Origin of the sequence: Amycolatopsis thailandensis (assembly GCF_002234405.1) — a bacterium.
Classification (GTDB): domain Bacteria; phylum Actinomycetota; class Actinomycetes; order Mycobacteriales; family Pseudonocardiaceae; genus Amycolatopsis; species Amycolatopsis thailandensis.
In genome coordinates this window covers 88,368-108,316 of record NZ_NMQT01000073.1, presented here as the reverse complement: position 1 = coordinate 108,316, position 19,949 = coordinate 88,368, and the positions used below count along the sequence as shown (strand labels likewise).

Below are 19,949 nucleotides of genomic sequence, written 5' to 3'. Positions count from 1 at the left end.
CGCCGGAAGGTGTCCCGGATTTCGTTCCCGGGACACCGCTGTCCTTTCTCTATTCGTCGCCGAGAATTCCACTGAGCAGAGCGGTTGTCGTGCGGCGGTCCTGGGCACCGAGCTTGGCACGTATTCGTGCCATGTGATGCTCCACGGTCTTCCCGGAAATATGCAGTAGCTCGCCGATTTCGCGATAGGTATGGCCGTCGACGACGAGGCGGCCGATGTCGCTTTCCCGCGGGGTCAGGGCAGGTGGCTCAGCGAGAGCGGACGCCGCGGTTTCGGCGACACCGCTCACCGCGGACGGGAATCGCTTGACCGCACGCAGCAAAGTCGTCATGGCGGTCCGGTCGGTGGCGCGGATCGCGGCCTGCCCGGTCAGCCGGGCGGCATCCCAGCTCAGACCGGCGCGGTGGAGCAGCCCCGCTCCGGCCAGTACCGCCTCGACATCGATGACCCCGTCCAGGACCGCGAGCCATTGGGCACCCGCGGCGGCGAACGCGGGAACCAGGCGCCCGCTCGTGGAGTGCCCGGTGAGATTCTCGATCGCGTCGCGGGCGGCTTGCCGGTCACCGGAGACGACGGCGGCGTGGAACACGGACCAGTCCAGCCAGGCCGACCACAACATGGGTCTGCCGAGCCGGGTGAGCAGTTCGAAGGCCCGTTCACGGTGGGCTGCGACCCGGAAGCCCTCACCCACCCGTGCCGCCGCGATGAGCAGTTCTCCCAAGGGCAGCAAGGAGAACAGATCCGCCGGCTGTCTCATCATCGCCTCGTACGCACCGGCCCAGCTCCCTCGGGTCGCGTCCGGAGTGTCGGCGCGGCGGGCCAGTCCGAGTTCGAGGGCGCGCAGGAACAACTCGTCCCGCGGTGGCAGCCGACCGGCCCGCTCTTGCACGGTGGAACGGTGTGTTTCGGCCGTGGCGAGGTCGCCGCGGAGCATCGCGGTCCAGCCCAGCAGAAGCTCGTGCCGCTCGCTGACGGCCGCGCGGGTCAGGACACCGTGGGCGAGATCGAACTCGGCCGCGTGCAGAGCCACTGTCGCGGTGAGCGCGGCGGGGGAATCCGGCAGGAGATGTGCCATACCGGTGGCCTCGGCGGTGTCCGCGGAGGCGAGCAAGGTCGTCAGCGCGGCCTCGGATCGTCCGGTGACGGACTCGCGGATCCCGTCGAGCAACCGTCCGGCGACATGCCCGTACGCCGGCACAGGCGTCCCGGCGACGGTCTGCTCTTCGGCTGCGACTTCACCGAGCGCGACACCCGCCAAGTCCGCGAGCAGCAGCGCCCCCGGCTCGCCGGACCAGCGCAGGAGTTCCGCTCCGCGGGCGAGATCACCGCGCCGGGCCATGACCGTCCCCACCACGAGCGCGCCACGATGCCGTGCCGTGGGGTCGGCCGAGCCGAGCAGTTCGTCACCTAGCCGCAACGCGAGGTCGAGCCGCCCCGACAGGACCGCGGCCCGCGCCCAGGCAGGCGCCAGCCTCGTCCGTGAACTGCCACCTCGCGCCGCCGCCGCGTAGAGGTCGGCCGCGATGGCAGGGTCGTCCAGGACCACTTCGGCGGCCGCCGCTTCGAGCCCCTCCCTCACGACCGCTCCCCCGGCCCCGAGCCGCTGCAGCTCACGAGCGATCGGCAGAACCGGCTGCCCCGCGACGAGCAGGGCTTCGAGCATCCGCACCAGCACGGTCAGCATCCGATCGACACCGACATGGTCACGCACCGCCCGCGCCACCACTGGCGGCACGGTGTCATCGGCGGCGAGCAACCCCGCGCCCCGGACCCGGTCGACGACCGCCGAGACATCGTCTCGGGATCCGCCCAAGGCGACCGCGAGCAGTTCGATGTCCCGGCCGCCCGCGACACCGGCCACGATCAGGTAGGTCGTTCCCTGTTCGCCGAGCTGATCCAGCTCGCTCCGTAATTCGTCGATCAACTCGTCGACGACGGGTGCGGCGAGGCAGCGAGCCACCAGCCTCGGTACCCCGGCGGTCGCGCGCTGGACGGCCGCCGCTCGCTCGGAGCCGAGCGGCCTGCCCGCGAACCGGGCCACGTCCTGCACGGTCCAGCCTGGCAGGCGCACGTGCCGGGTGACCGAGGTGAGCAGCTCCGCGGCCACGAATCCCGCCGCGCCGGGAGTATGCGTGACCACGAGCCGGGACACCCCGGCCGCCAGATCGATCAACACCTCCTGCTCGTCGGGCGCGAGTGTGTCGGCGTCATCGATCAGGACCACCGCATCGGCGGCCGGCTTCCCTTCCTTCAAGTCCTCGCGGGAGACGACGGTGACGGCGGCAGCACGATAGTGACGCGCGACCGCGGCCAAAGCCGTCGATTTCCCGTACCCGGGCGGACCGGACAGGACAACTCGCACCGGTGCCCGCGGGTCGGCATCGATCGCGGTCAGCACGTCTCTCAGCTGCGACGGCAGCAGCTCCTCCATGACGCTGAGCACCTCCCTGGACTCGGTGCCCCGGAATCGGTCACCCATCAGGATTTCGAGACCGGCGGTCCCGGCAGATGGGCGTCATGACCCCCTGTTGCCAAGTGAGACCCCGGTCACATCCGAATGACATCCCCTAACGGGTGATGAGACCCCCTCGGTGGTTCGCGAGATCACCTTTAGGCGCCGCACCCGATGTCACGGCCTCGGGACTCGCCCTAACTTCGGTCCGTCCACGGAACCACAGTCCCCACAGAGAGCCTGGTCGATGAACCCCACGCAGTCCCTGTACGACTTCACGCTCAACCTGCTCAACGACCCGTCGGCTCGCGACTCTTTCGGGAGCAACCCGCAGCAGGTGCTGAACGACGCCGGTCTCGGCGACATTTCGGGCGCGGACCTGCACGAGATCCTGCCGCTCGTCCTCGACTACGCCCCCACGAACACCCTCGGTGGCGAGAACGGCCTCGACCTCGACTCGATCACCACCGGACAGGCCGGTGCCATCGAGCAGCTCAAGGCCCTCACCCAGAGCCTCTCCCTCGGCGACGCCACCTCCGAGAACAACGTGCTCGGCGCCGTCGGCGGAATGACCGCCATCACGCAGAACGTCGCCGCTCCCTTCACCGCGGCGGGCGACCTCGCGGGCAAGATCGACAACATCGGCGGCGGGGAGGTCGCCCCGGTAGGCGCGGTCACCGGGGCTGTGGGCGATGTCGCGGGCAACGTCACCGGTGGCGACGTCACCGGCGCGCTCGACGGCGGCAACCTCACTTCCGGGCTGCAGGACGTCTCCGGCCTCGACTCGGCGATCGACGGCACCCAGGGTGTCGGCTCCACCGTCGGCGACCTCACCAGCACGCTGGGCGTGAACACCGGCCTGGAGCACACCATCGGCGACGTGACCGCCCACGGCGTCGGCGACATCGCCGGCAAGGTGTCCGGCGTGACCTCCCACCTCGACGACGTCGCGAACGACTCGGCCGTCGGTAACGTCACCAACCACGTCGGCGACGTCACCAACCACATCGGGGACATCGGCTCGCACGCCGGCTCGGTCAACGACGTCCACGACGTCGTCAGCAATGTCGGCAACGGCGCACTCGGCGGCGGCATCGCCGCCGACCTGAGCCACCTCACCGTCGGCTCCGGCAACGACCTGCACATCACCGACTGATCCTCGTCGAGCACGACACAGCGGGGCGCCGGCCGAGCCGGTGCCCCGCTGTGTCGTCCCGTGCCGACCGAACGAGTGACGCCGCCCGCCCGATTCCCGTGCTGTCCCGAAAACCCGTTGACCGGTGTCGACAGGGGGCGGGATGCGCGAGGACTCAGAATTCCCGGATGACATCAGCTTCGAACTCGACCGCCTGATCAAACGCGTCGCCTGGACCGCGGAGATCACCCTCAGCCTGGCGAAGCGCCCCGAACAACGCCGCGTGCGGTCGACCGTGGCCAACTGCCTGGGATTCGGCCGCGGCAACGAACCTTTGGGCGCCGTACTGCTCGTACTCGACGAACTGGTCGCCAACGCCTACCGATACACCACTCCCGGAGAACTCCGGATCACCAGGCAGACCCGCGGTGTCCTGATCGAGGTCACCGACGACGACCCAGACACCGAGGAACTGCAATCGAGGGCCGAAGGCCGATCGGTTCCCGGCTATCACGGGCTTCTTCTCGTCGCACATCTGTCACTCGAGTGGGGCGTCCGGCCGGAGGGAACCGGAAAAGTGGTGTGGGCACTCGTTCCCACCCGGATGTACTACGAGCGCTGACTTACCCGAGTGTCTCTTGTGGACTCACCTGGCCGGCCCGGGCGGGTCTGGAGTACACCCGGACCGGCCAGACGTGTGATCAGCCGTTCGGGTCGCTGGTGTTCACGTCACCGTTGACACCCTTGGGGAAGAACCCGCCGGAGGTGACGGCCTTCGGGTTCAGATAGACGATGTTGAGGACCTGGCCCGGAGTACGGCTGTAAGCGATGCCGTTGGCGTCGGTCGGCACGATGTTCGCCCGGCCGTCGTTGTCCACGACACCCTGGTCGAGATCGGTCTTTCCATCGAGACTGTCCCGGGCGTTCGACAGCTTGACACTGGCCTCCCGCAGGTCACGGCCGAGCAGACCGAGCCCGAGAATCCCGCCGGAGTGCTGGTAAAGCGCGGAGCGGATGTTCGCGGCGTGGTACGCCTCCACCGCGAGGATTCCGGCAGCGGCTTCGAGGTAGGTCTTGTTGGTGATCAGCGGCGCGGCGCCCTTGTACGCGGTGACGCCGACGTCCTCGAACAAGTACGCCGCCAAAAGGAAGTTCTCCTCGCACGCGAACGCGTCGAAGCTCTGTCCCTTCCGGACAAGGCCCGCGGCCTGCGCCGCAGCGGTGAAACTGGACTGCAGGTCGATCGCCGGACGGCTCACCGCCGCGGATCCGAGCGCGGTACGCAGGAACTCGACATGGGCCTTCTCGTCCCCGGCGATCTCCTGCGCGTACTGCTTCGCGGCCTTGGTCTTGAATTTCACGGCACGGCCACCGGTAACCCCGCCGCGGGTGCCGGTCCCCGTGGTGAGCGAGTCGGCGAGCCCTTTACCGGTGACGGCGTGCAGATAGAACTCGGCTTCCAGGTACTCGAGGTTGAGCGCGAAATTGAGCACCGCCCCGTCGCTGACCCCTTCGGCCGCCGCTTCTCCCGCCGCCTGCCGGACGGTGCCCGCGGACGCGGCGGGAACGGTCAGGCCGCCCAGCGCGCCCGCACCGACCACACCCAGACCGGTCACCCCGGCGGCACGCAGGAAACGGCGCCGGTCCTGCTGATTCTCCGCACTCCGGTTGATCATCGATGCGGCATAGCGTTTGCCAAACACGTACGATCTCCTTCCCGCCCGTGTCCTGGCTACGCACGACATCGGGCGTACCCCGTCCACCGGGCCATGAGGCACCGGCGGCAGGGCTGAACTTCGCGGACAGCCTGCTTTCGTATCCACCTGGCAGGCAGCTTGGTCCAGTCCCCACATCGACTGACGCCCCTGGCCAGAGGCTCATTTCTTATGGGGGCCTCGCACGAGCATTGCGCGAGGCCCCCATCGAGCTGGATCAGCCGAGGCCCAGAAGACCACCATGGTCATCGCACTCGTCGTCGTCCCAGCCGATGCCGTGACCGTGCAGGCCCAGCAAGACGCTGAGATTCAGATTGAGGCCGAGTCCGTGGTGATGGTGGTGACCATGGCCGTTGTCGTGGTCGGCGGGCGCCGACACGGCGGATGCGGCGGGCGCAGCCGAAGCGGCGCCGGCGCCGGACAGAAGAAGGGCGAAAGCCGCAGCGGGCAAGGCGGCGGCAACGATGATGCGGCGACGAATGGTGCTCACAAACGTGCTCCTTTTCCTCGGGCGAACATCGAACACGACCCTCGTCAGACCAGTCCTGCTCTGATCCGGATCATGAACAATTCGTGGCCACCGAACCGATGAGTGGGCCGTAGCCGGAGCGACCATCCCTGTGGGTGACACCAAAGGAAATCAACCGGCACCGTTCCTGAGGCCCGCCGGATTTCCTCATACAAGGCAAGGGGGATTGACGCCGGGAACCGCGGCGGAGGCTCCGCACCTGCCGACTCGGCCGAGAGCGACGTTTGCGGCTCCGGCGAGAGCCGCCGTGATGGACAACGTCACCACCGTGCTGCTCAGGGCGCCGGTGACACTGCTGGCTGGTCCCAAAAGAACAACTGCGGCAGTGCCGACCCACATGCCGATCTGCCCACCGCGGTCAGGATCCGCGAAGATAAGCTCCTGGACGCCGTCGAACGCTTCTTCGCCGACACGATCTTCGGCCCTGACCGTACGTCCATTCTGGAAGCCGACCTGGCCACTGTGGACGACAGCGCCGCACAAGCACGCACCGAAAACAGAGAACGCCTCCAACGACAGCTCACCGACATCGAACGCAAACTAGGAAGCCCTGCTTCGACAAGCCCAAGACGGCGCACCTGACGACCCGTTCACGAAAGCGCTGAGGCAAAGTTTCAACGAACTGGCAGCGAGCGAGAACACCGTTCAAGCCGAAGTGGCGCAGCTGGGCGCGCAAGACACCGAGACTCCAGCACCACCCACACCATCGGACCTGAGCCTCCTGGACGCTGTTCCCTGTCTACGGGTCAACTTGGCCAGAGCACCGCAGCCCCTTCTTCAGGCGCTCTTCGAAGTGACTCAACTCACCGTGCATTTGAACGGCCACGGCGACGAAGTGACGATTGGGGTTAAACTGCCAGCAGATCAGGTGCCCGCGATTGCGGAAGCAGGAGAAAGGATCACCGACGCCATGTCAGCTCCCGAAATAGCAAAAAGCGCCGATCAAAATGATCGACGCTCTTTGCGTGGTAGCTGCTTGTACCCCCGATGGGATTCGAACCCACGCTACCGGCGTGAGAGGCCGGCGTCCTAGGCCGCTAGACGACGGGGGCTAGGATCTTCCTCCTCCGAGAGGAGGTTTTTCAGTTGTTCTCCTGCTGTGTTGCTGTGGAGAAACTTACCAGACCGGTTTTCCCGCCTTCGCAGGGGGGTCACTCTGTGTTTCACTCCGGAGAGTTCTCCAGCTGGGGTACCAGGACTCGAACCTAGACTAACTGGACCAGAACCAGTCGTGCTGCCAATTACACCATACCCCAGTGAAGTGCCGTTCCGATCTTGACCGGCTCAGCACCGCACGAGAAGAAATACTAGAGCACGCTGTTCCGCACCGTGAAAGCGGGGGTCTCAGTAGCGCGCTGAGCCGGGACACCGAGCTTCGCGAACTCGGAAACGAGCAGCTCAGGGAGCTCGTCGAGGCCGGAGATCGTGTGGACGCCCGCTGGGGCGCGCTCGGCGATGCCGTCCCGGTCGAGCCAGACGGCGCCCAGGCCGGCGTCGCGGGCGCCGATGGCGTCGGTGTCGAGTTTGTCGCCGACGTGGACGGCCTGCGCGGGATCGCAGCCGAGGCCGAGGCAGACCGAGTGGAACATCGCCGGGTCCGGTTTGGCTACTCCGAGTTCACCGGCGATGGCCACGTGATCGAAGAAGCGGGCGAGGCCGAGATCGGCGATCTTCTTGCGCTGATGCGTGCCCGAGGCGTTCGTGACGGCCGCGACGAGGACACCGGCGGCCCGCAGCCATTCCAGGCAAGGGAGGACATCTTCAAACAATTGCCACGAACGGGTGAGGATTTCACGACGGCGTCTTTCGAAGCCGCTGACCTGCTCTTCGTCGGCGAGAATGCCGATCTCGGCGAGGAAACATTCAGTACGCTTGTGATGCATGGTCGCGTAATCGATTTCGCCCGCGACCACCAGCGCGACGTGCTCTTCGGTGATGAGATCCCACAAGGGCCAAAGGTCGTTCTGGCCGGTGAGCGCCCGAAGGCTGAGCCGGATCGCGGCCGTGCAGTCGATCAGCGTGTCATCGATGTCGAGGCACACCAACCGTAACTCCGGGGGCTCCCAGGGGGCTCCGTCGGGAGCTTCCGGCGTGGTTCGTGACGAGGTCCGGGGCACGAGAGCGAAATCCACCAAGTGAGGCTAGGGCACCCAGCGCGATCGCGACTCTGCCGATGAGGTGATAAAGCCTGCTCTGTTCCGGCGCGGGCACTCTACTCCCAGTTGATGAGATGACGTGTTTTAGTTACCGGGCAACGGCTAACGCGACCGGCCGGGTGAAATGTCGATACCCGGCACCCGATCCGATTCGGCGCGCGCACACCCTGTGACGACACCGGAAATCCTTGCCGTCCTTAAGGTACCGACCGTCCACAAGGACCCCTTCGCGACCGCTGTCCTTCATGGACAATCGAGTCCTTTTTGGACGGTGTTTTCCGGCCGCCGGGGAGCACGCGAACCGGTGAGATCCGGGCCATAGCCCGATCAGCGTATCCCCCCGGATGGCGCTTGACGCGCCGGTCGGGCGGGTGCATGCTGACCTTATTCAACAAGTGATGAATAAGGGTTTTCGAAGGGGTGGGACGGATGAACGAACGCACGAACTGCGTGGTCGTCGGCGGTGGCCCCGCGGGGATGGTCGCCGGGTTGCTGCTGGCCAGGGCCGGTGTCGAGGTCACGGTGCTGGAGAAGCACAAGGACTTCCTGAGGGACTTCCGCGGCGACACCGTGCACCCGTCGACGTTGACGTTGCTCGACGAGCTGGGCCTCGGTGAAAAGTTCCTCAGCCTGCCGCACAGCGAGATCTCCTACGCGGGCTTCCCCGCCGAGGACGGCACGATGATGCGCCTGGCCGACCTGACCAGGCTGAAGGTGGCGCATCCGTACATCGCGATGGTCCCGCAGTGGGATTTCCTGGACCTGCTCGCCGACGCCGGCGCGAAGGAACCCACGTTCACGCTGCGGCAGAGCACCGAGATGACCGGGCTGATCATGGAACAGGGGCGGGTGAGCGGGGTCCGCTACCGCACCGCCGAGGGCACCACCGGCGAACTGCGCGCCGACCTGGTGATCGCCGCCGACGGCCGCTGGTCGCTGGCCCGGCGCGAGGCCGGGCTGATCCCGAAGGAGTACGACACCCCGTTCGACGCGTGGTGGTTCCGGATCTCGCGCGAGGACGGCGAACTCGAAGGCAGGCTGACGCCGAAGATGCGGAATCGCCGCTTCGCCGTGCCACTGCCGCGCAAGGGCTACTTCCAGGTCGCCTACCTGGGCCCGAAGGGCGACGACCTGCGCACCAAGGGCATCGATTGGTTCCGGGAGAGCGTGGCCGAGGTCTGCCCCGAGTTCGCGGATCGCGTGGATGAGCTGAAAACGACCGACGACGTCAAGTTCCTCGACGTCAAGATGAACCTGCTGCGGAAGTGGCACCTCGACGGCCTGCTGTGCGTCGGTGACGCGGCGCACGCGATGTCACCGGTCGGCGGGGTCGGCATCAACCTCGCGGTGCAGGACGCGGTCGCGGCCGCCACCCTGCTCGCGGAGCCGCTGCGGAAGGGCAGGCCGTCGGTGGCGGACCTGGCGAAGGTCCGCAAACGCCGTCTCGCGCCCACGATGCTGGTGCAGGGGTTGCAACGGCTGCTGCACAAGAACATCATGCGGCCGGTTATGGAAGGCAAGCGCAACGGCCCGCCCCCGGTGATGGTGAAGCTGTTCAGCCGCTTCCCGGTGCTGTCCTATTTCCCGGCACGGCTGCTGGGCCTGGGGCTGCGGCCCGAGCACGCCCCGGCCTTCGCGCGGCGGGCGATGGAACCGGCCGGTAACTGACCCCGAACGCTAGGAAAGGTCCTTTCCTAGCAAATTTTGCGAGGAAAGGACCTTTCATGGCACGCGTCAGACGTCCTGGACCGGGTTGGTCAGGGTGCCGATGCCTTCGATGGTGATCGAGACCGACTGGCCGTCTTCGATCGGGCCGACACCCTCGGGGGTGCCGGTCAGGATGACGTCGCCGGGCAGCAGGGTCATCACGCCGGACACGAACTCGACCAGCTCGGGGATCTTGTGCACCAGGTCCGACGTCCGGCCGTCCTGCTTGAGCTCACCGTCCACCTCGGATTTGAGCGCGAGGTCGGCCGGGTCGAGCGAGGTCTCGATCCACGGGCCCAGCGGGCAGAAGGTGTCGAACCCCTTCGCCCGGCCCCACTGACCGTCGGACTTCTGCAGGTCACGCGCGCTGACGTCGTTCGCCACGGTGTAGCCGAGGATCGCGCTCGCCGCGCGGGCGGCGGGCACGTTCTTGACCGGCTGACCGATGACGATCGCCAGCTCACCCTCGAAGTCGACGCGGCCGACGCCGCGCGGGCGGCGGATCGGCACGTTCGGGCCGACCACCGTGGTCGACGGCTTGATGAACAGCATCGGGTCCGTCGGGATCTCGTTGCCGAACTCTGCCGCGTGCTTCGCGTAGTTCCGGCCGACCGCGATCACCTTCGACGGCAGGATCGGCGCGAGCAGGCGGACGTCGGCCAGCGGCCAGCGTTTGCCGGTGAAGTTGGGGTTGTTGCCGAAGGGGTGCTCGGCGATTTCCAGTACCTGGGCGTCGTCGCCGTCCCCTTCGATCGAAGCGAACGCGACACCACCGGGATGAGCAATTCGGGCTAGACGCACTCCCCCACTGTACGACTCCTCACGCCGGACCCTCGCTGAGGGACTTGTGCACGAGCGCGTCGCACAGCGCGAGCCAGCTCGCTTCGACGATGTTGCCGTGCACGCCGACGGTGGTCCATTCCCGCTCGCCGTCGCTGGTCTCGACGAGCACGCGCGTGACGGCGTCGGTGCCTGGATGGCCGGGCAGGATCCGCACCTTGTAGTCGGCCAGCTCCACACTGTCCAACCAGGACAGATGCGGGCTGAGCGCCTCGCGCAGCGCGGCGTCGAGCGCGTGCACCGGGCCGTTGCCCTCGGCGGTCGCAATCACGCGCTGCCCGCCGACGTGCACTTTCACCGTCGCCTCGGAGACGACCTGGCCGTCGGAGCGGTGGTCCAGGACGACCCGGTACGACTCGAGTTCGAACGGCGGTTCGTCGAGGACGTCGCTCTGCGGGCCGTCGACCTCCCGCCGCAGCAGCAGTTCCAGTGAAGCGTCCGCGGCCTCGAAGGACCAGCCTTCGGATTCGAGCCGCTTCACCTTGCGGACGGCGCTCGTCAGCGCCTCGGGCTGGCCGGCAAGGTCGACCCCGAGCTCACGTCCCTTGAGCTCCAGGCTGGCCCTGCCGGCCATCTCGGTGACCAGTACCCGCATGTCATTGCCGACAGAAGCTGGATCGATGTGGTTGTACAGCAACGGATCCACCTTGATCGCGCTCGCGTGCAGTCCCGCCTTGTGGGCGAAGGCCGACGCCCCTACGTAAGCCTGGTGGGTGTAGGGGGCGAGGTTGGCGATTTCGGCAAGGGCATGGGAGACCCGGGTGAGCTCGGCGGCGCCTCCGGTCGGGAGGACCTCCATTCCGAGCTTGGTCACCAGATTCCCGGTCACGGCGAATAGATCGGCGTTACCCGCCCGTTCGCCGTAACCATTGGCGGTGCACTGGACGTGCGTCACGCCGGCCTGCACGGCGGCGACGGAGTTCGCCACCGCGCAGGAAGTGTCGTCCTGGCAATGGATTCCGAGCCGGAATCCGGTCCTTTCCTTGACCTCGCGGACGGTTTCCGCGAGGCCGAGCGGCAACTGGCCGCCGTTGGTGTCGCACAGCACGGCGACGTCGGCGCCCGCGTTCATTCCCGCGTCGAGCACCTTCAGGGCGGTGTCCGGGGAGAACGCGTAGCCGTCGAAAAAGTGTTCCGCGTCAAGGAATACGCGACGTCCTTCGCCGACGAGGAAAGCGACGGTGTCGCGCACCATCTCGCACGCCTCGTCGACGTCGACCCGCAGCGCGCGCTCGATGTGACGGAGATCCGATTTGGCCACCAGCGTGATCACCGGGGCCTGGGAATCGAGCAGGGCCCGCACCTGCTTGTCCTGGTCCGCGGTGGTTCCCGCTTTCCGCGTCGCACCGAAGGCGACGAGGGCGGCGTGGTTCAGTTTCAATTCACCCGAAGCGGCGCGGGAGAAGAATTCCGTGTCCTTGGGCAGCGCGCCCGGCCATCCGCCTTCGATGAACCCGACCCCGAGATCGTCGAGCAGCCTCGCCACCGCCAGTTTGTCCGTGACGGAGTAGGAGATCCCCTCGCGCTGCGCACCGTCGCGCAACGTCGTGTCGTACAGGTGGAAAGCGTCGCCGAGCGGTGTATCGGCGGGCTCCTTGCGGGTCACGGGGAACTCCTCGTGGTGGTGGTGAAACTGGTTCAGGCAACAAAAAAACCTCCCGCATGGGTGCGAGAGGTTGCGCGCCGGGGGCTCTTGTGGAGCTGTTATCCGGCGCGCTCGGCGATAATGATGGTGCAGGAGGTCACGGACGCATCATGGCACACGCTCTCCCCGGGCGTCCACAAGCCGGGCGAGAGTTCCCACTTTCTGGGAGGACTGAAGGTGCCGGGTGGCGCGAACCGACTCTCGCGTGATCAGACACGGGACTCGCGTGCTTGGAGACGTGACTCACGTGATCGGGGCCGTGACTCGCGTGATCGGGGGCGGAACACCGAGTCCCGTGCCTGATCACGCGAGTCACGTGTCCAAGCACGCGAGTCACATGTCCAAGCACGCGAGTCACGTGTCCAAGCACGCGAGTCACGAGTTTCCCCTCGCCTGAAACGACAAGGGGCCCTTCACCGCGTGAGATGCGGCGAAGGGCCCCTTCAGCCCGTCGTGAGAACTACTGAGTGACCGGGCGCACGTTCGACGACACGAGGGCCGCCAGCCGGTCACCGATAGCGTGCGTCGCACCGGGCGACGCCTGGTCGCGGGTCGCGAGGTCGAAGGCCACCGAGGCCTCGATCCGCCGCGCCGCTTCCTTCTGTCCCAAGTGGTCCAGCAGCAGCGAGACCGACAGCACCGCGGCGGTCGGGTCGGCGAGACCCTGGCCCGCGATGTCCGGCGCGCTGCCGTGCACCGGCTCGAACATGCTCGGGTTCCGCCGCGTGATGTCGAGGTTCCCGCTCGCCGCCAGCCCGATGCCGCCGGTCACCGCCGCCGAGAGGTCGGTGACGATGTCGCCGAACAGGTTGTCGGTCACGATGACGTCGAACCGGGACGGGTCGGTCACCAGGTGGATCATCGCCGCGTCCACATGGGAATACGCGACGGTCACCTCCGGGTGCTCCAGCGAGACCTCTTCGACGATCCGCGACCACAGCGAACCCGCGTACTCCAGCACGTTCGTCTTGTGCAGGAGCGTCAGGTGCTTGCGCGGCCGCGCCTCGGCACGGTTGAACGCGTCGGTCACCACCCGCCGGACGCCGAACGCCGTGTTGACGCTGACCTCCGTCGCGATCTCGTGGTCGGTGTCCTTGCGCAGCAGGCCACCGTTGCCGGCGTAGGGGCCTTCGGTGCCCTCACGCACGACGACCATGTCGATCTCGCCGCCCTCGGCGAGCGGGCCGCGCACCCCCGGGTACAACCGGGCGGGGCGCAGGTTCACGTGGTGGTCGAGCTCGAACCGGAGACGCAGCAGCAGGCCACGCTCCAGAATGCCGCTCGGCACCGTCGGGTCGCCCACCGCGCCCAGCAGGATCGCATCGTGCTGACGGAGTTCACCGAGTACCGACTCCGGGAGCAGCTCACCGGTGGAGTGCCACCGGGCGGCGCCGAGGTCGTAGTTCGTGGTCTCCGCCGTCGGTACGACCTCACCGAGCACTTTGAGCGCCTCGGAGACCACTTCGGGCCCGATCCCGTCTCCTGGGATCACCGCGAGCCGCATCCACACACCTCCGTAGACCAGGCCACCGGCAGTCCGGATGGCCCATCCGCAAGAAAACGCCAGCAGCGGAAGGTTACCGGCTGTAGCCCGGTAGCCGTAGCCGCACCACCCTTATGCCGGAGCCTCCCACAGAGCGAGACAGCCGAAAGGGTGAATACAAGAAGGGACGCCCTGGCGGAAAGCATGCCGCCAGGGCGTCCCTCACCTCATCGAACGCGGGTTACCGCACTACCGCGTCAGCCCACACCGATCGGCTGACGGCCGGTGTGCCTGCCGCCGTTGCCCGGCCGGTCGACGCCCGTGTTGCCGTTGCCGTTGTTCGTCTGGATCTTCACGACGTTCGCCCGGTTGCCCGAGGCGTTGTGGTGATCGATCGCCAGCAGGCCCAGGACGGTGTCCTGCGCGGCCGTGTTGCGGTTGACCACCAGCGCCGTGCCCGGCTTCGCGACGTAGCCCAGCGCGGCGTCGCCGCCACCCTGGACCGTGTACGCGGGAGCCAGTGCGTCGAACGCGAGCGGCGTGCCGACGTAGTCGATCGTCGACGAGCCCGCACCCGGCGCCGCGTAGAACCCGGAGGTCCCGACCGTGTAGCTGATCTTGTGCGACGCGGCGTTCGGGTCGATGCCCAGCGCGGCGATGCTCACCGGCAGCACGACGACGTTGGTGTCGAACACGTTCGTGTCGACGTCGCCGAGCTGGCCGTTGACCGGCTGGATGTCCACCTGCGGGAAGCCCGGCTTGAGCGCCACCGTGACGGCCACCAGGACGTCGGTCGCGGTCACCTTCGTGACGTAGGTCTCGAAGTCCGGCTGCCCGTCGCCCGTGGTGTCGATGTCCACGAACGGCGAGGTGTTGCTGCCCAGGTTGGCCAGGTCGCTCCAGGTGGTGAGACCGAAGGCCAGCAACGCGTTCTCCGGCTCACCCTGCGCCTTGGCCAGCGGGGCCGTCGACGCCGCGCCGATGTAGCGCAGGTCGGCGCCCTTGGCGGTCTGGTTCAGGGTGCAGTCGGTGGTGACGTTGCCGTCGCACTCCGGCAGCTGCGGGGATTCCGCCTGGAGTTCGAGCACGCTGATCAGCGAGCGGTACCGCTGCGAACCGGTGCCCTGGTCCACACCCTTGCCGGTCAGGTTCAGCACGGCCTGGTTCTGGCCGGCGCCGAAGTTGACGTTGCCCGGGGTGTTGATGGACGAGACGGGCTTCGGCGCGGAGTACACCGAGAGCCGCAGCGGGACGGTCGTGCCGCTCTTCGGGGTGAACGCGATCCGGCCGGAGGCGTCCGCCACGAACTGCCGGGCGAGGCCGACCTGCGTGGTCGCCATGGTGGGGTCGATGACCTTGCGGAGCGCCTTGGGGTCGGCGATCTTCAGAGTCACCTTCACCGTCGCGACACCGCGCGGGCTCAGCTTGACGGTCGGCTTGTCCACTGTGTACTCGACACCGGGAAGCGCGTTCACGGCTTCGTAGCCCACCGAGTACTCGACCGGCTTGATGCCCTTGTTGACCACCTTGACCGTCTTGGTCAGGGTGACCGGGCCGCCCGCTTCGACGACGCCGAAGTTGACCGTGACGGAGCCGGGGTTGTCGACGACGTAGGCCAGGACCTGGTTGTCCAGCGCGGCCTTCGCGTCGATCCGGCCACTGCCGACGCGCTGCGGCGCGTAGGTGCGGCCCGACGCGTCGTGGATGTCGTGGCCGGCGGTGTTGATGACCGAGGCCTTGACCTCTTCGACCGACCAGTCCGGGTGCGCCTGACGGATCAGGGCGGTGATACCCGAGGTGTGCGGCGCCGCCATCGACGTCCCGGAGATGACCAGACGGCCCGCCCCGCTGCCCGCCAGCGCGGACGAGATCGAGTCACCGGGCGCCGAGACGTCCGGCTTGACGGCCGGACCGCGCCCGCCACGCGAGGTGAACGAGCTCGGGGTGTCCACAATGGACTGGTCGAAGGTCGGCACGGACACTCGGCCCTTGCCGGTCATGCGGACCTGGAGCGTGCCGGCGGTCAGCGCCGGGCGCACCGAAGCGGTGGCGCTGCCGGTCAGCTGGAACGTCGGCGTGGCCGCGTTGCCCGCGATACCGGCCGAGAAGTGCTCCAGCGTGGACGAGAACAGCGCGCCCTTGGCACCGGCGGCCTGCGCGTTGTTCGAGCGGGCGCCCGAACCACAGGCGCGGGTCGCGTCGTTGTCGTCCCATTCGAGCCAGACGATCTTGCCCGCGACCTTGGCCTTGTCGGCGTCGGAGTACGGGTTGCAGCCCGCCGCGTTGGCCGCGGAGAGGGCGACGACCGGCGCGGTGACGTCGAGCGTTTCGTAGGTCGCGTAGTTCTGGCTGAACTGGCCGGTCTTCGCGCCCTTGACCCCGGCGGGGGCCACGGCCTCGACGGCGTCGCGCAGGACGGACGCGTCACGGCTGCTGGCGACGGTCAGCGCCTCGGGCGTGTTGCCCGGCGCGCCGCCGACGTCGTTGAGGTCGCCGCCGTTGCCCGCGGAGAACACCGGGACGACGTTGTTCGCGGCGATCTTGCGGACGAAGAGCGAGTCCGGGTCGTCCGGGGTGGCGAAGTCGCCGCCCAGCGACAGGTTGACCACGTCGAGGTGGTCGGTGAAGTCGCCGTCGCCGTCCGGGTCGAGCGACCAGTCGAGCGCCTGCGAGGTGACGTTGGTCGAGCCGTCGCAGCCGAAGACCTTGATCGCGTACAGCAGGGCCTTGGGCGCGGTGCCCGGGCCGATCTGCATCGCTTCGAGCTTCTTCTTGTTGAGCTTCTTGTAGTCGCCCGTGAAGGTCTTGCCCGCTTCGTCCACACCGAACCCGGCGACCGTGCCCGCGACGTGCGTGCCGTGGTGGCCGCAGGCGAGCGGGTTGGGGTCGGGCTTCGGGACGTGTAGGGCCGGGTCGCTGCTGCCCGTGTCGTAGGCGTCGCCGACCAGGTCGACACCGCCGACGACCTTGTCGGTCGGGAAGGCCGGGGTGGCCTGGTCGCGGTTGATCGCCTTGTACGCCTCGGGCGTGCCCGGGCCGCCGAAGTCGGCGTGGGTGTAGTCGATGCCGTCGTCGATCACGCCGACGCGGATGCCGTCGCCGTAGCGGCCGGTCTGCTGCCACGACGCGAGCGTGTTGGTCAGCTGGACCGCGCTGGAGTTCGTGCGGGTCTTCGGCACGACCTTCTTTACCGAGACGACGTCCGGCCGCTTCGCCAGCTCGCGGATCTTCGCCGCGTCGGCGGTGACGACCGCGCCGGCGACCGCGTTGGAGGTCTGGGTGACCAGCTGGGTGCCGGCGTCCGCGGCCTTGAGCTGTCCGACGACGGAGTTCACCGTCGCGGCGGCGTCGGCCTTGGCGTCCTTCGCGGCCTTCTTCGCCTTCTCCTTGCCGGCGCCCTTGTTCTGCTCGGCGTTGAAGGCGTCGACGGCGGGCTGCTTGGCCAGCTCGACGAAGGCGGTGATCTGCCCCTGGGCGGCCTTGAGCTTCGGCTCGACCTTCCCCTGGAAGCCGTTACGGTCGATCTTCGCCGGCGTGATGCCGTCCGCGAGAGGGACGTCCTGCGCGGCCGCGGTCGCCCCGGTCACGGACGTCGCGAGCAACGCGGCGAAGACCGCGGCCGACGAGCGGATGGCCCATCGGGGTACGCGGGATCTGTTCATGAGTAAGTGCCCTCACTCGAGGCCTAGACTCGGAACCTGCCTGCCGCTCGAACACACCCCCGACGGTGAGCCCCGGCGCCGCGCCGTGCCCTTGACGGCGCGATGGTTCGGCCTCGCCGGAAGAACCTATCCGGGGACCAGCCCGACTTCAGTAGGCATTTTTCACCGTTATTGAATCTTGCTCTTCGCAACCCTCTGACTACCGGCGAGAAGTATTCTTGTAACGCCGGTAACGTGTTGACATATAACGAAAGCCGCGTCCGGGGGACGCGGCTTTCGCTACAGGCTTTTCAGGTCAGCCGAAGTTGACGGCCCGGATCGTGTGCGCGCCGACGGTCGCGCCGATTGGCTCCAGCAGGTGCGAGTCCACCGAACGGTCCACCCGCAGCAGCATGACGGCGTCCGCGCCGTCGGTGGTCTGGCTGATCTGCGCGGCCTCGATGTTGATGCCCGCCTCGCCGAGCAGCGTGCCGACGCGGCCCATGATGCCGGGGCGGTCCGGGTACTCCAGCAGCAGCACGTTGCCCTCGGCGCGCAGGTCGAAGTGACGGCCGTTGACCTCGACCAGCTTCTCGACCTCGTCCTTGCCGGTGACCGAACCGGACACCGAAAGCGTGGTGCCGTCGGCGTGCACCGCGCGGACGGTGACCAGGCTGCGGAACTTGGGGCTTTCGGGCTCGGTGACCAGATCGACCTGGACACCCAGCTCCTCCGCCACGCGCGGCGCGTTCACGAAGGTGACCTGGTCCTCGACGACGCCCGAGAAGACGCCGCGCTCGGCCGCGAGCGGCAGCACGCTGACGTCCTCGTTGGACAGTTCGCCCTTGACCACGACGGTGACCGAGGCGGGCGCCTTCGGGTTGAGCGCGGTCAGCACGGTGCCGAGCTTCTGGGTGAGCGAGAGGTACGGCCGGACGTGCTCGCCGACCGTGCCGCCACCGGCGACGTTCACCGCGTCCGGCACGAAGTCGCCGCGCAGCGCGAGCAGCACGGACTTCGCGACGTCGGTGCCCGCGCGGTCCTGCGCCTCGGCGGTCGACGCGCCCAGGTGCGGGGTGACGACGACGTTCGGCAGGCCGAACAGGGGGCTCTCGGTGGTGGGCTCGGTGACGAAGACGTCGATGCCGGCGCCGCCGACGTGGCCGGAGCTCACCGCGTCCGCCAGCGCCTGCTCGTCGATCAGGCCACCGCGGGCGGCGTTGACGATGATGACGCCCTGCTTGGTCTTCTTGAGCGCCTCGGCGCCGATCAGCCCCTTGGTCTCCGGGGTCTTCGGCAGGTGGATGGAGATCGCGTCGGCGCGCTCCAGCAGCTCGTCCAGCGTGACCAGCTCGATGCCGAGCTGCGCGGCGCGGGCGGCCGAGACGTAGGGGTCGTACGCGATGATCTTGGTGTCGAACGCCGCGAGCCGCTGCGCGAACAGCTGGCCGATCTTGCCGAGGCCGACCACACCGACGGTCTTGCCCTGGATCTCGACGCCCGAGTAGGCGCTGCGCTTCCACGCGCCGCCCTGGAGGCTCTGGTCCGCCGCGGGGACCCGGCGGGCGACCGCGAGCAGCAGCGCGACGGCGTGCTCGGCGGCGGAGACGATGTTCGACGTCGGCGCGTTGACCACCAGGACACCGCGTTCGGTGGCGGCGGGGACCTCGACGTTGTCCAGCCCGACGCCGGCGCGGGCGACCACCTTGAGCGAGGTGGTGGCGGCGAGGACCTCGGCGTCGACCTTCGTCGCGGACCGCACGAGCAGCGCGTCCGCCGTCTTCACGGCTTCGAGCAGCGCGGGACGGTCCGTGCCGTCCACATGCTGGACCTCGACCTCGTCGGAGAAGACACTCAGCACGGAAGGAGCGAGCTTCTCGGCGATGAGGACGACGGGCTTGTTCGGCTTGGTCACGATACGGCTCCCACTATCTGGTCTGTGCCTGCGACTCGGGGTGGATTGGCTTCTCGACGGGAAAAAGTGCCTCGAAGCGGTTGACGGTCACGCCGTTGTGCCCGGTTGCGCCGCAGTTTAGACCTGGTGACAGGGGATTGTTAACTCGCCCGTAATCCGGCGAAAACGAGATCGACGAGGCGTTCGAGGCCCTTGTCACCCGAAAGGTGTTCACTGGCCCAGGAAAGCGCGTGCAGCAGCACCAGCAATTCGTCCACTGTGACGTCCGCCCGGAGCCCGCCCGAGACCTTCGCCCGTTCCATCAGGTGGGATACGCCGTCTCGCATGGCGTGACACGACGCGTACAGCGGCGAGGTCTCGTCGTCGAGCACGTCGACCATCAGTTCGGGCAGGCCGCGGTAGCGCGCCGACTCCGCCCCCATCCCGGCGAGCCAGGTCCTCAACGCGTCCAGCGGCTCCGGCGAGTCCAGGAGTTCACGAGCTTTCGCGGCCTGGCCGTCGAACCTGTCGCGGAGCACCGTCTCGACCAAGGCCTCCCGCGTCGGGAAATGCCGGTAGAGCGTCCCGATGCCGACACCGGCCCGGCGGGCGATCTCTTCCAGTGAGGCCTCGACCCCGTGCGCGGCGAAGGCATGCCTCGCTTCTTCGAGGAGGCGCTCGTAGTTGCGCCGGGCGTCCGCCCGCAGCGGCTTCTTCTCGGTGTCCATCGCACTACCGAGCCTATCCTCGAC

13 protein-coding genes and 2 tRNA genes are annotated in these 19,949 nt (G+C 67.9%); 3 read left to right on the top strand and 12 right to left on the bottom strand.

Going from position 1 to position 19,949, the window contains the following annotated elements; all coding sequences use genetic code 11:
* Positions 1 to 49: 49 nt before the first annotated feature.
* Positions 50 to 2,479 (bottom strand): helix-turn-helix transcriptional regulator, encoded by a 2,430-nt coding sequence (locus CFP71_RS21040; protein ID WP_093935571.1) that lies wholly within the window; start codon positions 2,477 to 2,479, stop codon positions 50 to 52.
* Positions 2,480 to 2,699: 220 nt separating this feature from the next.
* Between CFP71_RS21040 and CFP71_RS21035 the strand changes: the two genes are divergently transcribed.
* Together CFP71_RS21035 and CFP71_RS21030 are read left to right on the top strand one after the other, a co-directional pair.
* Positions 2,700 to 3,608, top strand: a complete 909-nt coding sequence (locus tag CFP71_RS21035) for an IniB N-terminal domain-containing protein (protein WP_093935570.1) — start codon at positions 2,700 to 2,702, stop codon at positions 3,606 to 3,608.
* A gap of 142 nt (positions 3,609 to 3,750) precedes the next feature.
* Positions 3,751 to 4,209 (top strand): ATP-binding protein, encoded by a 459-nt coding sequence (locus tag CFP71_RS21030; RefSeq protein ID WP_093935569.1) that lies wholly within the window; start codon positions 3,751 to 3,753, stop codon positions 4,207 to 4,209.
* A gap of 79 nt (positions 4,210 to 4,288) precedes the next feature.
* Here CFP71_RS21030 and CFP71_RS21025 read toward each other — a convergent pair whose 3' ends face one another.
* From CFP71_RS21025 to CFP71_RS21005, 5 genes are all read right to left on the bottom strand, one after another.
* Positions 4,289 to 5,290 (bottom strand): ferritin-like domain-containing protein, encoded by a 1,002-nt coding sequence (locus CFP71_RS21025; RefSeq protein WP_093935568.1) that lies wholly within the window; start codon positions 5,288 to 5,290, stop codon positions 4,289 to 4,291.
* Between the two features lie 229 nt (positions 5,291 to 5,519).
* Complete coding sequence (locus CFP71_RS21020; RefSeq protein ID WP_093935567.1) at positions 5,520 to 5,792, bottom strand: hypothetical protein; 273 nt, start codon at positions 5,790 to 5,792, stop codon at positions 5,520 to 5,522.
* Between the two features lie 1,018 nt (positions 5,793 to 6,810).
* Positions 6,811 to 6,883, bottom strand: a tRNA-Glu gene (locus CFP71_RS21015).
* A 132-nt stretch (positions 6,884 to 7,015) separates the two neighbouring features.
* Positions 7,016 to 7,087, bottom strand: a tRNA-Gln gene (locus CFP71_RS21010).
* 51 nt (positions 7,088 to 7,138) lie between these two features.
* The gene (locus CFP71_RS21005) at positions 7,139 to 7,873 is read right to left on the bottom strand and encodes an HAD family hydrolase (RefSeq protein WP_167406221.1); all 735 of its coding nucleotides are present in this window, start codon (positions 7,871 to 7,873) and stop codon (positions 7,139 to 7,141) included.
* Between the two features lie 543 nt (positions 7,874 to 8,416).
* Between CFP71_RS21005 and CFP71_RS21000 the strand changes: the two genes are divergently transcribed.
* Positions 8,417 to 9,655, top strand: coding sequence for an FAD-dependent oxidoreductase (locus CFP71_RS21000; protein WP_167406216.1), 1,239 nt, complete (start codon positions 8,417 to 8,419; stop codon positions 9,653 to 9,655).
* Positions 9,656 to 9,721: 66 nt separating this feature from the next.
* Here the strand turns inward: CFP71_RS21000 and CFP71_RS20995 are convergent, their stop codons facing one another.
* From CFP71_RS20995 to CFP71_RS20970, 6 genes are all read right to left on the bottom strand, one after another.
* A complete protein-coding gene (locus tag CFP71_RS20995) occupies positions 9,722 to 10,495 on the bottom strand; it encodes a fumarylacetoacetate hydrolase family protein (RefSeq protein WP_093935564.1) in 774 nt (257 codons plus the stop codon).
* Between the two features lie 19 nt (positions 10,496 to 10,514).
* Positions 10,515 to 12,140: a citramalate synthase gene (gene cimA / locus CFP71_RS20990; protein WP_093935563.1), complete on the bottom strand. Its 1,626-nt coding sequence runs from the start codon at positions 12,138 to 12,140 to the stop codon at positions 10,515 to 10,517.
* Positions 12,141 to 12,639: 499 nt separating this feature from the next.
* Complete coding sequence (locus tag CFP71_RS20985; protein WP_020630865.1) at positions 12,640 to 13,683, bottom strand: 3-isopropylmalate dehydrogenase; 1,044 nt, start codon at positions 13,681 to 13,683, stop codon at positions 12,640 to 12,642.
* 236 nt (positions 13,684 to 13,919) lie between these two features.
* Positions 13,920 to 17,324 (bottom strand): S8 family serine peptidase, encoded by a 3,405-nt coding sequence (locus tag CFP71_RS20980; RefSeq protein WP_093935562.1) that lies wholly within the window; start codon positions 17,322 to 17,324, stop codon positions 13,920 to 13,922.
* 295 nt (positions 17,325 to 17,619) lie between these two features.
* Complete coding sequence (gene serA, locus CFP71_RS20975) at positions 17,620 to 19,218, bottom strand: phosphoglycerate dehydrogenase (protein WP_093935561.1); 1,599 nt, start codon at positions 19,216 to 19,218, stop codon at positions 17,620 to 17,622.
* Between the two features lie 140 nt (positions 19,219 to 19,358).
* Entirely contained in the window at positions 19,359 to 19,925 is a 567-nt protein-coding gene (locus tag CFP71_RS20970; protein ID WP_093935560.1) for a TetR/AcrR family transcriptional regulator, read from the bottom strand.
* Positions 19,926 to 19,949 lie beyond the last annotated feature (24 nt).

Bases quoted from the DNA above. Each gene is read 5' to 3' on its own strand.
- CFP71_RS21035 (WP_093935570.1), top strand. From the start codon at position 2,700: ATGAACCCCACGCAGTCCCTGTACGACTTCACGCTCAACCTGCTCAAC.
- CFP71_RS21040 (WP_093935571.1), bottom strand. From the start codon at position 2,479: ATGGGTGACCGATTCCGGGGCACCGAGTCCAGGGAGGTGCTCAGCGTC.
- CFP71_RS20980 (WP_093935562.1), bottom strand. From the start codon at position 17,324: ATGAACAGATCCCGCGTACCCCGATGGGCCATCCGCTCGTCGGCCGCG.
- CFP71_RS21000 (WP_167406216.1), top strand. From the start codon at position 8,417: ATGAACGAACGCACGAACTGCGTGGTCGTCGGCGGTGGCCCCGCGGGG.
- CFP71_RS20985 (WP_020630865.1), bottom strand. From the start codon at position 13,683: ATGCGGCTCGCGGTGATCCCAGGAGACGGGATCGGGCCCGAAGTGGTC.
- CFP71_RS20970 (WP_093935560.1), bottom strand. From the start codon at position 19,925: ATGGACACCGAGAAGAAGCCGCTGCGGGCGGACGCCCGGCGCAACTAC.
- CFP71_RS21030 (WP_093935569.1), top strand. From the start codon at position 3,751: ATGCGCGAGGACTCAGAATTCCCGGATGACATCAGCTTCGAACTCGAC.